Source organism: Paenibacillus sp. CH40, assembly GCF_024213605.1.
Lineage (GTDB): Bacteria > Bacillota > Bacilli > Paenibacillales > Paenibacillaceae > Paenibacillus > Paenibacillus polymyxa_B.
In genome coordinates, this window is record NZ_JANAVQ010000003.1 from 406,380 (window position 1) to 421,870 (window position 15,491).

General features: G+C 47.7%; 12 protein-coding genes. 4 read left to right on the forward strand and 8 right to left on the reverse strand.

What is annotated here, in order from left to right; genetic code table 11:
• Positions 1-63: 63 nt before the first annotated feature.
• Both NLX73_RS11845 and NLX73_RS11850 read right to left on the reverse strand, forming a co-directional pair.
• Positions 64-2,358, reverse strand: coding sequence for a glycoside hydrolase family 2 protein (locus NLX73_RS11845; RefSeq protein ID WP_250266920.1), 2,295 nt, complete (start codon positions 2,356-2,358; stop codon positions 64-66).
• A gap of 197 nt (positions 2,359-2,555) precedes the next feature.
• Positions 2,556-3,620, reverse strand: coding sequence for a LacI family DNA-binding transcriptional regulator (locus NLX73_RS11850; RefSeq protein ID WP_254326242.1), 1,065 nt, complete (start codon positions 3,618-3,620; stop codon positions 2,556-2,558).
• A gap of 179 nt (positions 3,621-3,799) precedes the next feature.
• Between NLX73_RS11850 and pepT the strand changes: the two genes are divergently transcribed.
• Complete coding sequence (pepT, locus tag NLX73_RS11855; RefSeq protein ID WP_061829481.1) at positions 3,800-5,035, forward strand: peptidase T; 1,236 nt, start codon at positions 3,800-3,802, stop codon at positions 5,033-5,035.
• Between the two features lie 200 nt (positions 5,036-5,235).
• The gene (locus tag NLX73_RS11860) at positions 5,236-6,072 is read left to right on the forward strand and encodes a methyl-accepting chemotaxis protein (RefSeq protein WP_250260136.1); all 837 of its coding nucleotides are present in this window, start codon (positions 5,236-5,238) and stop codon (positions 6,070-6,072) included.
• A gap of 185 nt (positions 6,073-6,257) precedes the next feature.
• Here the strand turns inward: NLX73_RS11860 and NLX73_RS11865 are convergent, their stop codons facing one another.
• Positions 6,258-7,133, reverse strand: coding sequence for a DNA-binding protein (locus NLX73_RS11865; RefSeq protein ID WP_250260135.1), 876 nt, complete (start codon positions 7,131-7,133; stop codon positions 6,258-6,260).
• 446 nt (positions 7,134-7,579) lie between these two features.
• On the opposite strand from NLX73_RS11865, the gene hxlA reads away from it, so the two are divergent.
• A complete protein-coding gene (hxlA, locus tag NLX73_RS11870; protein WP_013312540.1) occupies positions 7,580-8,215 on the forward strand; it encodes a 3-hexulose-6-phosphate synthase in 636 nt (211 codons plus the stop codon).
• A 5-nt stretch (positions 8,216-8,220) separates the two neighbouring features.
• Positions 8,221-8,778 (forward strand): 6-phospho-3-hexuloisomerase, encoded by a 558-nt coding sequence (hxlB, locus tag NLX73_RS11875; RefSeq protein WP_250260134.1) that lies wholly within the window; start codon positions 8,221-8,223, stop codon positions 8,776-8,778.
• A 141-nt stretch (positions 8,779-8,919) separates the two neighbouring features.
• Here the strand turns inward: hxlB and NLX73_RS11880 are convergent, their stop codons facing one another.
• The 5 genes from NLX73_RS11880 to NLX73_RS11900 all read right to left on the reverse strand — a co-directional run bounded on the left by NLX73_RS11880 (position 8,920) and on the right by NLX73_RS11900 (position 15,291).
• Positions 8,920-10,821 carry an endo-1,4-beta-xylanase gene (locus NLX73_RS11880; protein ID WP_367997102.1) on the reverse strand — a complete coding sequence of 634 codons (1,902 nt, stop codon included), beginning with the start codon at positions 10,819-10,821 and terminating at the stop codon, positions 8,920-8,922.
• A gap of 6 nt (positions 10,822-10,827) precedes the next feature.
• Complete coding sequence (locus NLX73_RS11885) at positions 10,828-11,052, reverse strand: hypothetical protein (RefSeq protein ID WP_254326243.1); 225 nt, start codon at positions 11,050-11,052, stop codon at positions 10,828-10,830.
• Positions 11,053-11,114: 62 nt separating this feature from the next.
• Positions 11,115-12,038 carry a carbohydrate ABC transporter permease gene (locus NLX73_RS11890; RefSeq protein ID WP_165178020.1) on the reverse strand — a complete coding sequence of 308 codons (924 nt, stop codon included), beginning with the start codon at positions 12,036-12,038 and terminating at the stop codon, positions 11,115-11,117.
• A gap of 590 nt (positions 12,039-12,628) precedes the next feature.
• On the reverse strand, positions 12,629-13,609 hold the full coding sequence (locus NLX73_RS11895; protein ID WP_165178022.1) for an ABC transporter permease: 981 nt from the start codon (positions 13,607-13,609) through the stop codon (positions 12,629-12,631).
• Positions 13,610-13,623: 14 nt separating this feature from the next.
• The gene (locus NLX73_RS11900) at positions 13,624-15,291 is read right to left on the reverse strand and encodes an ABC transporter substrate-binding protein (RefSeq protein ID WP_250260132.1); all 1,668 of its coding nucleotides are present in this window, start codon (positions 15,289-15,291) and stop codon (positions 13,624-13,626) included.
• Positions 15,292-15,491: the final 200 nt, after the last annotated feature.

Consider the following 15,491-nt stretch of genomic DNA (forward strand, 5'->3'; position numbering starts at 1 on the left):
AAATAATAGAAGTATCAGACAGTATAAAAGCAGTTAGCAGGATTGTATGTTGCCTTTGCTTCCTTATTGCACGTCAATGCTCAATTCCTGCAAACCGAAACGAGAAGGCGCTGAAACCTTCACGCGGATATTGCCAGCCTCACCCTTTGTACGAATCCAGAATGCAATACGTCCACCAATTAGGGATAAGCTTGAAGGACCGATCAATTCACCCACTCCCTCGACCTCCACCGAAACAGGATCTGCATAGAACGGCAGGGCATTGCCGTATTCATCCAGAGCATCCACTACTACTCGGGTTACGTCCCAATCGCCAGCTTCCAGTACCATATCATCTGCAGCTACCCGTAGCTCTGTCAGCACCGGATTACGTGAATAGTATTTGCGGATCACTTCTTGCCCGTCTACGTACCCAATGAATACAGCGTCTTCCCACTTCATGCCCCAGTGGCCTGTCAGCTCGTCGATCACGACAGGGGGGTTAGGAAGCGCCGGGTACTTCTCTCGATTCGGACGATAAATACCTTTGCGCTCATGACCGTAGATGAACTCCACCTCATCGCAATTGGTGAACACGACCAGCGGCACGATACCCCCGATATTCCGCTCGCCACGAGACCAGTAAGTGACCGGCTCCATAACGATTTCCTGTTCGACGTTCTTCTGGCTTCGATACACACTGGCTGCAAATTTAGGCAGGCGGAACATATCCATGACACCGTGGTAGCAGATTTTATCACCGGAACCAAAATCAGCATGCGTGTTATAGTCAAAAGCACACCAGCCAATCGCTCCGGCAATGCCCTCATCGGCATAGGAAGCATTTTGGACCCGCGTATGGCGCAGTGCATGCTCCATTACCCGTTCCTCCTGGTCAAAACGTTTCGTCGGGTACATATGCCCGTTATATTCCGTTACCAGATAAGGGACCGGATGATCCAGCTTTGTAACGAGAGACGGCTGGCGCAAGCCTGTCGTTTCGCCATCTACGCCTTCTGTATCGTCATACGTATCAAAATTGCGGATTTCCTTCGCCAAATATTTTTTGTGCCCACCATCATGAACAAAATCATTTATCGTATATACATCTTCCAGCAGCTCACTGCCTACAATATAACGCACACCACCCGTAGCACGGGTCGGATCTAGCTTTCGTGCCAGCTCATTGGTACGCGTGTACAGATCATGGTCATCCTGCGACTCATTAATTCGTACGCCCCAGATTACAATGGAGGGATGATTTCTATCACGGATAATCATGTCCTCTACGTCCCTCACCGCCTGCTCCTTCCACGCTTCACCGCCAATATGCTGCCAACCCGGAATCTCTTCGAAAACGAGCAATCCGATTTCATCACAGCGGTCTAGAAAATGACGGGACTGAGGGTAGTGGGATGTCCGTACCATATTCAGCCCCAGCTCCTCCTTGAGCACATCTGCATCACGACGCTGCGCTCTTTTGGGCATAGCATAGCCAACGTACGGATAGGACTGGTGACGGTTCAAGCCGAGCAGCTTGATCTTCCGCCCGTTCAAGTAAAAGCCGTCCGTCTGAAATTCAGCCTCGCGGAAGCCAAAGCGCACGGTCACCTGATCCAACTCCTCTCCGCCTCGTAGCAGCGTCAACTTCGCTTCATACAGCTTGGGATCATCTATATCCCAAAGCCGCAGGCCGCCCAGCTCTTTCAGCTCCAGCGTTACTTCCGTCGCCGTCACCGCTGCCAGCTCGGTCTCCGCCTTTACGCTCGCTCCGTCCAGCAATTGCAGCACGACCGTCAAGTCGTCCTGCTGATCGCCGATGCCCTCCAGCTCCACGACCACACGCACCGCCTTATTTGCCGCAAGCGGCTCCGGTGTCTGAATGAATATCGTTCCAAGGTGTACAGGCTCCACTATTCGCAGCTGCACTTCGCGGTAAATACCGCCATAGGTCAGATAGTCAATGACTGCCCCAAAGGGAGGGATGTCGTCCCGTTCCGTGGAATCGACAATGACTGTGAGCACATTGGAGCCGCCATACTCGGCAAGTTCGGTCAATTCAACGCTGAACGGTGTATATCCACCTTTATGCTCCCCCGCTTTTACCCCGTTTAGATATACCTGGGCATAGGTCATGACTCCTTCAAAATCAACATACACTCGCTTACCTTTGGCATCTGCCGGAATGTTCAGCTCTCTTTTATACGTAGAAATAAACTGAAATGCCTTGTCGTCAAAATAATTATACGGAAGCTCTACATTGGTGTGCGGCAGCTGAATTGGCTCATACCGACCTGCATCAATGCCTGCGCTTATTTCGCTCTCGACATATTCAGGAAGGTAAAACCATTGGTCATTCAACGGCAAAATGGTACGCATGGGCAGTCACCTCAACCTTTTATTTTCCACTCTTACACCATAGTAGAATATTTAAGTAAAAATGATGAGTAAAACTTAGTAAAATAAATATATGTTCAATGTAAGCATTTCCAAGACAATTGTCAATCCATTTTTGTATCTTTTCATACCAAAAACAGCCCCGGAAGGCGGGGCTGTTCAAATCCATAGCGTCGATTTTATTTGGTATCGGTATGCAGCGGCGCACTGCTGTTGCGAATCATTAGCTCGGTCGGAATGATGACCTTGCGCCCCACCTCGTTTGCACCGTTGCGTACCGTATGCAGCAAGAGCTGAGCGCCCGTTTCTCCCATCAGTTCGGTATGCGTTTTGACTGTTGACAGAGATGGGGTCAAATATTCCGCTGTCGGAATATCATTGAAGCCAACAATTGAGATACGTTCCGGCACCGCAAGGTGATGCTGCTCCAGCGCCTTCAACACCCCAATAGCCACCGAATCGCTCGCGACAAAGAAGGCTGTAGGCAGGTTTTCTGGTCCTGCCAGAATAGCCGCTTCCATCGCACGGAAGCCGTCTGCCGCTGTTCCTCCGCACACATGAATATCATCCGACGTGCATAGCCTATGCTGTTCCTGATACCGCAAAAACGTCTCATAGCGGGCATCTAGCTCGACTTGTTCGGAATCATGGGACTGCTCATCCTTACCCATACCTACATATCCGATGTGACGATGGCCCGCGCCCATCAAATAATCCAGTGCATCAGCCGCAGCGTGAGCAAGGTCAATGACCACATAGTCTGCCCCTGTACGCTCTACCGGATGATCCAGAAAGACGCAAGGAATGGGCAGTTCCAGCATACGTTTTACCTCTTCACTGCTAAAATGCCCCAGCACGATCAGTCCATGTAGCCCTTCGGATAATGCCTTCAGTGTAGTTAGGTCCTCTCTTCTGAAAATACGCTCCAGCTGCGCCCCACTTTGGCGGCACTCTTTTTCCACGCCAAACCGAATAGATAGATAATAAGGGTCTTCCAGTTCCTCGTACGCACTAAACCAGTGCACCATACCTAACCGGATGGGTCCCTCTGCCTTCTTGCGGGGCTGACGACCAATACCGCCATTTTTACGTTTAACCGTCGTATATTTCATGCGCTCGGCAACCTCAAAAATTTTACGCCGCGTTTCCTCTGATACAGACAGTGTTTCATCATAATTCAGCACTCGGGAGACCGTGGATATCGAAACCTCTGCCTCCTGGGCGATATCTTTTAACGTAGGCATTGCAGACTCCTTTAATCGTTTTACTCTATTTTTACTTTTATTTTACTATTATCTTACTCGTCTCCCCTGTGCAACACAACCCGTCATTCCTAAAAGGGTCAACCATTTTTTTCATATTATAAGCCTAATCATGATAAAATACGTACCATAATAGAAATGACACTAAGGAGGATACACACATGAAACAGGAACTGATTGACCGCCTGACTACATACGTTCAGGTAGATACCCAATCTGATGAAAGCAGCCACACTTGCCCCACTACACCCGGACAGCTCACATTGGGCAACCTCTTGGTGGGCGAATTGAAAGCCATTGGTATGACAGACGTAACTATTGATGATAATGGTTATGTGATGGCGACCCTTCCTTCCAATACGGATAAAGAGGTTCCCGTCATCGGTTTTCTCGCTCACCTCGATACGGCTACCGAACTGACTGGCGCAGGGGTAAAGCCGCAATTGACGGAGAACTATGATGGGGGCGATATCACGCTGAATGCTTCGCTTGGTGTGGTTCTTTCTCCACGTGAGTTTCCCGAACTAACTCAATATAAAGGCCACACCCTGATCACAACAGATGGTACCACCCTGCTCGGTGCAGACAACAAAGCCGGGATCGCAGAAATCATGACAGCTATCCACTACCTGATTGACCATCCAGAAATTCAACATGGCAAAATTCGCGTTGCCTTTACACCGGACGAAGAGATTGGAAGAGGGCCGGAACGCTTTGATGTAGCCGCTTTTGGCGCTGAATATGCCTATACGGTAGACGGCGGACCGCTCGGAGAACTGGAGTATGAGAGCTTTAACGCCGCAGCCGCCCATATTACCATTCACGGTGTGAACGTGCATCCCGGTACGGCTAAAAACAAAATGATCCACGCTGCCAAAATCGCTATGGAGCTGCACAGTCGGTTACCTGCAAACGAAGCCCCAGAATATACAGACGGATATGATGGCTTCTATCATCTCTTGGAGTCTACAGGCACGGCAGAACAAGCTAAGCTATACTATATTATCCGTGATTTTGACCGCGAGAGCTTTGAAAACCGGAAAGCTTATTTAACAAATGTAGTCAAAGAGCTGCAGGCCGCATATGGAGAAAACCGTATTGCGCTGGAATTGAGAGATCAGTATTACAACATGAAAGAGAAAATAGAGCCAGTCAAGCATATCGTCGATGTCGCTTATGAAGCAATGACAAAACTGAATATCGAACCCATTATTAAGCCGATTCGTGGCGGTACAGACGGTTCACAGCTATCCTACATGGGACTGCCTACCCCGAATATTTTTACAGGCGGGGAGAACTACCACGGTAAGTTTGAATACGTGTCGGTGGACAACATGGTACTTGCTACCAAAGTTATTGTGGAAATCGCACAACTGTTCGAGCAACGCGGCAAGTGAACTACCTATACACAGCACTGACACGTTAAGATTAAATAGAAGGCATATCGTTCCGTAATGGAAACGGTATGCCTTTTTTTCTGAAGCTTTCATTTCCCTTTAAATTTTCAATATCTTTATAACTTTTATCCGTCTTTAGACCGACAACTATATACGAGACTATAAAAAATATATCTAGTAAAGAAAGGTAGGTTATCTATTTGAATACAATAGATGCATTAATTGCAGCCATTCCCTACATACAACAGATTATGCGTGAGAAAGTGACCCTTGCTCTCTTCGACCGCACTCATGTCCTTATGTATACCCAATCGGAGGGTATGGACCTCGGCTTTGAAACGGGCTCGGAGCTGCTCGAAGACTATAAAGATTTTGCCATGCTTAAAAATGGACGTGAGCCCAGCCTGACCCACATCCCTGCTGAAATCCTAGGGTTTCCTCTTGACATGATCAGTATTCCTGTATTTGACGAGAAAGGTGAAGTCATCGCAGCATTTGCGGCCTCTTATAATTTGACTAACAAAAATCAACTGGATCAAATCGTATCCGAGAACCTCTCCATCACTGAGCAGCTCATTGATATGGTACAGCATGTGGCGGCTCATTCCGAGGAGCTTCAGGCAACCAGTGAACAGATTTTGAAAAACACCCAAATCGCCGTACAAAACTCGGGTAAAATCAATCAGGTAGCTGTGTTCATCAAGGAAATTTCTGATCAAACCAACCTGCTTGGATTGAATGCAGCGATCGAGGCCGCGCGTGTCGGAGAAGCAGGTGCAGGCTTTGGTATCGTCGCTCAAGAGGTTCGCAAGCTATCCGTAGAATCCAAAAAGGCGACGGTCGATATTGAAGGAGCCCTTAAGGATGTACAAAACTCCATGCGTCAAATGGAGCAGGAAATTGAGCAAATTGTTTCTTCTTCTCAGGAGCAGGCGACTCTGGTAGGCTCTTTCACTGAAGTGATGGAGCGTATGCAAAAGGCGAGTGAAACGATGCAACATCTGGCCAATGACCTGACTTCGTATGTCGTAAAATAAATCTTGGCATAAAAGAGGGGAGCACACTGATCGCAAATGCGTAAAAGTGTGCTCCTTTTATGTACAAAAGCCCTATCGGGCTTGAAGGTCTAATTCTGACTCAAGCAGTATAAGAAAAAACACCATGATTTGAAGGAATTACAGGGTCTAACCCTCCCAAAATATTTCCCACCGGAAGAGCAATACTAAGAAACGCCAAGACCATAGTTACCGAGATTAATGCCTTTTTCATTATGAAGCCCCCTTAATAAAATGGTTTGGTATTGCTCTCGCTGTGATGGTGTTGCCAAATCTCGATAAGTCTCAAACAGAGCAACCAGTGTCCTGAAATCGGCATCCGCTTCTACACTGGCAGAGAATTGCAGAGAATCAAGGACATAATTTAAGGCAACAGAATACTGCTTCTTCTTGAAATGGTAAATGGCCAATTGGTTGACCAGTTTTAAATAATATACGCGGTTTGCTCTATCTTCATAACCTTCAAATATCTTAATATCATCGGCAAAATCGTTCAGCAGGTCGTCTATATTCCAATTATTCAGGTTAGCTGCTTCGGCAATACCAACCAATCCTGGAAGTAGCTCCTCGTCATTGTCGTGAAGAAATTGAACGTACTCAGGCAAAAGTTCCCTTCTCCCCGAAAGTAATTCAATCGTAAATAAATTGGCCTTGGCGAGGAAACGGAATCTCTCTACTTCTTCGTGACCGCTCTGATCCAGCCCCATAAACCAACCCATTTCGCTATACTTCATAATATAGTTTCTGGCTTCCTCATACTTGCCCATATTCTGATAGTAAATAGATTTCGCCAAATAACTGTAAGCATAATAAAACACTAGCGGGTGTTTGGTGTCCAATGTCTCATACTTGCCGTCTGCAGCATTTCTCAGTTGGGTGTGATACAGGTTTTCAGCCAACGTATGCAGATAGTCTGCTACTTTGTTCGCTTCATCCCAATCATTATGTGTGTAGCTGATTCTAAACAACTCACAAGCTTTATCGAGTTCGTGGCTGTCCGACAACAAATAAATGGCTTCCCTTTGGTTCAGGACCTCTTCCACTAAAACCCGCCTCCCTATCCTGAAAATTGCGATTACCCCTTAGCACAGCGGCTACTCTTCAGGGTAGTTATACTCTTAGCCTCCATTTTTTGTATACCATTATATTACAAATATAGTCAAAACCTAACTTGAAGTCAATTCAATCATCACTACCTTCTTTTTTTGCAACCTTACATTGCTGTGTACGGTTATCGGTTATGAATAGTCGACTCCCCTTATAGAAATAATGCTAAAAGAAAACAAAATGTAGGCTCTCTCATGGATGGTTTTTATGATGCTATAGTATCGTGGGGGTAACTACGTTACGAATTAGTGCGTACTTTTCAACCGGGTAGCTGGGCCTTACAATCAAACCTGTGCATGAAACTAAAGTATAGATTGATACTCAACAGAGCATGTACCTGTTCATCAAAATATAAATTCACTTAAGGAGTGAAGTTAATAACATGGAACTTCAATTGGCTTTAGACTTAGTAGATATCCCGCAAGGGATTGCATTGGTAAAAGAAGTAGAGTCGTATATTGATATCGTAGAAATCGGTACGCCGATTGTCATCAATGAAGGACTTCATGCAGTAAAAGCAATGAAAGAAGCATTCCCGAATCTGAAAGTGCTGGCTGACCTGAAGGTTATGGATGCAGGGGGCTATGAAGTGCTAAAAGCTTCCGAGGCTGGTGCAGATATCGTTACGATTTTGGCTGTAGCTGAAGATGCAACAATCAAAGGCGCAGTAGAAGAAGCGAAAAAACAAGGCGGCAAAAAAATCCTGGTGGATATGATCGGTGTTAAAAACCTGGAGCAACGTGCGAAAGAAATCGACGCTCTGGGCGTTGACTACATCTGTGTGCATACAGGCTACGATCTGCAAGCTGAAGGACAAAGCCCGTTCGAAGCACTGCAAACCGTCAAAAAAGTCGTGAAAAACTCCAAAACTGCTGTGGCTGGCGGTATTAAGCTGAGCACATTGGCTGAAGTCGTAAAGGCTCAACCGGATCTGGTTATCGTCGGCGGTGGTATCACTGGCGAGGACGACAAAAAGGCTGTAGCTTCCCAAATGCAACAGCTCATCAAACAAGGTTAACCCCAATGGAAACCTCTCAATATTTATCTGAGGTACTCAAGGAGCTACAATTGGTTCCACAATTGATCAGTGATACGGAATCGGAACAGCTGATCCATTCCATCGCCGTTGCCAATAAGGTATTCGTGGCAGGTGCGGGCCGCTCAGGGTTCATGATTCGCTCGCTGGCAATGCGGCTGATGCATATGGGAATTCAAGCTTACGTAGTCGGGGAAACCGTAACTCCCGGTTTGGGCGAGGGCGACCTGCTCATTATCGGTTCAGGCTCTGGTGAAACCAAAAGCCTGATCTCCATGGCAGAAAAAGCAAAGAAACTCGGAGCCTCTCTGGCGCTACTAACCACTTCTCCCGGTTCCACCATTGGCAAACTGGCCGATATCATCGTCAAGCTGCCTGGTGCGGCCAAGGACCGGTCCAACAAGGACTACCAGACGATCCAGCCCATGGGCTCATTGTTTGAGCAAACCCTGCTGTTGTACGGTGACGCATTGGTACTCAGAACGATGGATCTGCGCAAGCTGACCTCCAAATCTATGTTTGGTCAACACGCCAATTTGGAATAAAAGTGCACTCCTTTACGATAGCAAAGCAGGCTGTTCTTTACATGTCACATGTGAAGAACAGCCTGCTTTTATGCTTGTATAAGGCGACGTTCGATACAGCATAGAATAAGGCAAAACAAGCCCGGCATGTATTCAAACCATTTATTCGTTGTTCCCTGCTGGCAACGACGGGACTTTGGACGGATCAGCAAGTGCCCAATAGGCATATTTGGCCTTTAACCGTTCGTCGAATAGTAGCGGTTTATCCAACCGGGCTATCGGAAACGTGCTGAGCCACGTATTTCCATCATCCGTACCCCAAATCGTCACATTGCTGATATGTTCCTGCTGTCTTGAAAACATATCGAACAGCGCCCGATAGCGGTGAGCCTGCCGGATGAGCATAGATTCTGGAATCGTTTCATAGCGATCTGTGTCATTGGAATAAAGACCCATATCCAGCTCGGTAATTTGATTATCCAGACCAAGCGAAGCAAACTTCTCTATGGACTGCTCAATCTCGCTAATAGCGGGAAACTCCAGGCGGATATGCGATTGGTGACCTACCCCGTCAATCGGTACACCTTTAGCGAGCAGATCACGTACCAAATTGTACAGAAAATCCCGTTTCTTCGGCTCATGCGTGTTGTAATCGTTAATGAATAGCCGTGCGTTCGGACCCGTCGCTTCCCTCGTGACACGGAATGCTTTTTCAATATAATCAGTACCGGTAATCTGATACCACTTGCTGCGGCGCATGCCATCCGGCTGATCAGGATCAATGACCTCATTCACCACATCCCAATCGGTGATGACATTTTTATATCGGGCTGCAACAGCGCGTATATGCGTCTCCAGCCGATCCAGCAAAAGCTTTTTATTCTCAGCAGTCGGCGTCATCGGCTGTCCATTCTTATCCTTGAACATCCAATCCCCAGTTTGGTTATGCCACACCAAAGTATGGAAGCGAATTTCCAGTCCATGCTGTCTAGCAAACTGCACAATTTGGTCTGCTTCCTCCCAATGGAATTGTCCCTCGGACGGTTGTAAGGAGATCGGCTTCATCGCATTCCCTGCAACGACGCTGTTAAAATGCTTCTGTACCAACTCTCCGTAAGCCCCTTCGGTCTGGAAGGCTTCAATCGCCGTGCCAATGCTAAACTGCCCCCCATATAATCCATACAAAGAAGGAATGTCCTTTTCAATAGCCAGCGGTGGTACAAGTGACAGCTCGAAATCATCCATATAAAAGGAAGACGTTCCTTCTGCCGTTTCCAAATACATGGAAACGGTGTCTGCATCATGCGCAAGCGTATACATACCAGACAAATGCATCCATCCCCCTGTCGTAGTAGCCGTGTCGCCTACAACAGTTTCATACGCACTATCCCCTTGGTGATCACGCTGTACGCTGAGCCTCACCTTGGCAGGCTGCTCACCCGGCGCCAGCTTCACCCAGGTACTGACCGTATATCGGCTGCCCTTTTGCATCGTAGCAGTCACATCCAGCTTGGGTCCGGCATATGTCTTTTGTCTGCCTGTTGTCAGCAGACTGTATGAGCCGCTTCGTGCATCGGCGTCCGAAACCTGCACGGTCTCATCTCCCATACGGGACACCCATCCTTGAGCCGTACCATCTTCAAACCCGGATACGATACCATTGGCCGGCTCCGGTGGCGTCTTCGATACCTGTGTTATTTCTATCTCATCCACATAGTAGGCCTGCGCGGGATTCGAGCTTTCCACATACAGCTTCAATGCATCCATCCCCCCGGTAAAAGTATATTTCCCCTGAAGTTTGACCCACGATGTATCCGCCGTCTCCGTCTGCGTCACCGTCTTCCATGTCGTAGTCCCGCCTGTGGGCTGCTGCTCCACTGTAAGTTTAACCATGCTCGGAACCGCAGAATGACCATCCAGCTTCACATAGCCACTAATTTCATACTCCACATCCGGCTGCAACAGCGACTTCACATCCAGCTCCGCCCCGTTCCAAGCCGCTGTACGAGCGGTTGCCTTCAGACTGTGCGTGCCGCCATATGCTGCTTCCGTGACGGATGCAATTTGGGTTTAAGTTCCTCGCGGCTTCCAGCCGTCGCTGTTTCCTTGCTCAAATCCATACGTTCCAATGGTCTTATGAATACTACCCGCCGATAGCACCACATCCGAAACGGGCGGGGAATGTTCTATAGACGGAGCTGCCTTCACTACAGACGCTCCCCACCAACCGACAGGCGATAACAACAGCGCTCCAGCCAGTACCAGACAAAAAGGCTTAACCCAACATGACCGCAAAGCAATCCCTCCCGTACTCCAATTTTTTGGAATTGGTATTTGGCACCATTGGTTTTCATTTACTATCCTTTGACACCGCCCAAGGTCATACCCTTCACAAAGTATTTTTGCAAAAAGGGATACACTAAAATAATAGGTACTGAAGCGACAATCGTCATCGTGGCCCGAATCGAGGTAGGCGTGACCGACTTCGCCAGATTTTCCGAACCAGCGAATTGGCTCGCATAGTCCTGACCGTTAACAGACGTGTTAGAATTTTGCAGGATTTTCATCAGCTCATATTGAAGAGTGCTCCATTGCTCATATGATGAATTGTACAAAAACACATCGAACCAGGAATTCCATTGTGCCACCGCTGTAAACAGCGACACCGTCGCCAGTACGGGAACACACAGCGGCAAAACGATGCGCATAAAAGTGGCAAACTCCCCAGCCCCGTCAATACGCGCCGACTCCAAAATCCCTTCCGGCAATCCCTCAATAAAGGAGCGAATGACAATCACATTAAACACCCCAATCAATCCCGGCACGACATACACCCAGAAAGTCCCCAGCATCCCAAGCTCACGAATCAGGAGAAAGTTCGGAATTAATCCACCGCTAAAATACATCGTTAAAATAAAAGCAATCGAAACAAATTTGCGCAGCACATATTCCGGCCGGCTGATCGTGTACGCCACCATCGCGCAGCAAAACACCGAAGTCACTGTGCCTACAACTGTACGTAATACAGAAATCAGCGTAGCATGGAAAATCGTCGCTTCCTTGAACACAAATTCATAATTACTCCACGTAAATTCACGCGGCCACAAATAGATCCCGCCCCGAATCGAATCATTCGCTTCATTTAACGAAACCGCCAGCGTATTTAAAAACGGATACAGCGTGAACACCATCAGGCAGAGCATAAACCCGATATTGCACGCATCAAAAATTCGATCTGAGGGGGCCCGAAATCGCCCGTGTACGGCCTTCCCTTTGCCCATGACTTCCGCTCCTTTCTAAAAAATAGCTTAAGCACCCAGCCATGTAATTTATACGATTAGTATTGTTGAAGCTCTGGTGCTATTAATTGAAACGGTTATATTAGTGGCTACAATAATAGGAATTCGAGTAAAAATCTGAGTAGCTATTTGAGCAGACTCTTATTGATTATTAGTGGCAATTAGAAGTTGTAAGGTCAGCGAAGCGGCCTGCTAAAAATCCACTGACTTGCACCTGTAGTATGCATGAGCACGCACCTTCTGTTATCGCCTCGAATAGCACTGTCCCAAAGACACCCTTCAATGGCGATAGCGAAGCTGAGCCAGCTACCATGACGCATTTACCCAAGGAAGCGCGAGTCACGCGCCTTCCTTAAGCTCTCCCCTGCCCTACCCTCAGTTCTCCAAAAAAGTGACTTTACGGCGGGTAGCAGCGGAGCGGGCGGAATTGTTCTGAAGAAGCGGAGCGTTCGCCTTTATCCCCGGATTTTAACCTATGATCTTTATTCCAATAAGAAAATACGGGGATAACAGCGATCGGAAGAACAATCCGCACGCGAAGCGGCCGTCCCCCACCATAACTCACTCCTTTTTCAGAACAGCCTCTCCTCCCCTAACCGCTTCGCAATATGATTGGCGCTAAACAGTAAGATGAAGCTGACCACCGTTTTGAACATCCCAGCAGCAATAGAAAGTGAGAAATTGCCCATCTGGATACCATATTTCAGCACGAAAATATCCAGATTTTCCGAGTAATCCACGTTCATACCGTTGCCCAGTAAGTATTGCGGCTCAAAGCCGGATTCCAGTAAATTGCCGATGTTCATAATGAGCAGGATGATAAATACAGGCTTCAACCCCGGTAATGTCACATGCCAAATCCGCTGAAAACGCCCTGCTCCGTCCATTTCGGCTGCCTCATACTGCGAGGGATCAATCATCGTCATCGCGGCCAAATAAATGATGGTGTTCCAGCCGACATTTTTCCATACCTCCGATGCACCGAGAATGCCCCAAAAATAGCTCCCCTCGCCCAGCCACAGAATAGGCTCCTTAATCAACCCCAGCCACATCAGCACCTCATTGATGATGCCGCCATCCGCAGACAGCGCCGTACTGATGATGCTAGCCGCGACCACCCACGAAATAAAATGTGGCAGATAGCTGACCGTCTGCACGACCCGCTTGAACATGATCTGACGAAGCTCATTCAGCAAAATCGCTAATGTTATAGCGGTGACAAAGCCCAGCACCAGATTAATAAAGCTCATCGCCAGCGTATTGCGCATGACCCGCAGAAAGTGTTCATCCTGAAATAGAAAATGGAAATGTTTTAATCCGACCCATTGCTGATCGAGCAACTTGCGGGCAGGCTTAAAATCCTGAAAGGCAATCGTCCAGCCCCAGATGGGCAAATACTTGAAGATGAACAGCCAGATTAAAAAAGGGACGGACATCCATACCAGTGCCCGTTGCTGATTCAGCTTGTGCATAAATCCCCTAAAGCCGGTTCGCCGCGAGGGCGGCAAATGATCCGAGGAGATCGTGACAGGTGGTGGTGACGAGTGGCCCATAGCTGCTTCCTCCTTTACTTTTTACCGGGATTTTCGATTTTTTTGGCAACCTCCTTCGTGATCAGCTCCTCATACGCCTTTACATCCAGCTTGTTGAATTCATTGGTGTATTCATTCCAAATTGCATCAAACTGCTCCGGTGCAGATAGCACCAAACGCGGGAAATATTTGCGCTGTAGGTCCCCCTTCTTTTGCTGGAAGAGCTGCGCAGTTGAGCCTTGAGCAATCGGAATACTCCAGGCCGGATACCATGGTCGCTCGTCAGGTGCGGAAAACATTTGCGAGAAGGACTCTACACCATAGACTTTTAGTAGCTTTTTATCTCCCTCGGTGTAGGACATACGCGCAACCTCAGGCTGCCGTCCGGGGCCAACCGAGTTGCCGTCAGGCAGGGTAGAACCGCTACCGTATCGCGGCCAACTGTATTCAAAATATTTGAACCCAAATGATTCGCGGAACGCGTCCTGACCAGTCTGCTTAATTTGCTCCTCAGTCCGGTAAAAGCGTCCTTTTTTATCTACATCATAGGTTTCTCCCTTGATTCCCCAGTTGGATAATATCTGGTTTTCGTCCGTCAGCAGGTTGTCAAAAAATTTGATGATACGCACCGGGTCCTTGGCACTGACCGTAATTCCTATGCCTCGGTTATTAACGAATGATGAAGGATCAATGTACTGATCCTTTATATTCTGGTCGTATACAACAGGCAGCCCTATATACTCCATATCATCATTGCCCGATTGCTTGGAAGCCTCTTGCAGATTATTCAGGGCCTGCCCCGCCTGCCAGCGGTAGTCGAAAAAGCCCAGCACCTTACCCGAGGTCAGCTTTGCCAAATATTGATCGTAATTGTCCACAAAGGACGATTTATCAAATAGGCCCTCTACATTGAGCTGATTTAGCTCTTTCAGATACCGCTTTGTGATTTCCATATCTCCATAATCCGTGGCCCGGTGTGTTTTCATATCAATAATCGTGCCGCCATCATTCGGATAGCCTGCCAGATGCATCGGCGCGTTCGTAAGAGCATAAAACCTATCCTGCGTGGTTAACGCTAGGTACCCAGTCAAGCCCTCATCTGCATGCTTTTTCGCATAGTTACGAATCAGAGCTAAATACTCGTCAAGTGTTTTGATTTTTGGATATCCCGCTTCTTTTAATACCCTGCGTTGCACCCAAAAGGCTCCTTGCTCTAAGTTAGGCGCAGGTAAATAATCGCCTACCACCGCACTTAGCGGCAGAAAGTAAATGTTCCCATCCTCCGCCTTCATCAAGTTGTAGTACGGTCCATATACACGCTTAATATTTGGTCCATATTTGTCGATCAAATCATTCAGGGGAATAAAAGCCCCGGCATCCAGCAGCTTATCGATCGTGCCATCCGGTACTATGACATCCGGGTAATCGTTACTGGCAATAAATGTACCGATCTTCGTATTGGAATCACCCACCAAATGCTCCAGCTTCCAGTTTACCCCCGTCTGATCCTCCAGGATTTTGCCGATCCGCGTTTCATTGGTATTAATGTCCCTCCCCGCAGTGGCATTAAAATACGTGAATGTGACCTTCTCCTTGCTATCTCCTGACGCCGGCTCCTTGCCCGAGCTCCCTGAGCAAGCAGCGATCATAGACGCCATCATAACCATTACCAGACTGATGATTCCGAACCTTTTGCTTGTCATGCCAGACCCTCCCCTTTCGCCCTCTTTTGTCGATTGTGTGTGAATATCGTGCGCACGTACCTCAAGCACTGAGAATCCCGCACACCCTAAATTGTAAGCACTTTCATTTTATAAAATGCTGTTCATTTCGTTCACCTGTCAATCTAAAGGTGTTACTTAGAAAACTATAGGTAAAGCTTCTTCAACGCAAAATAGGTACT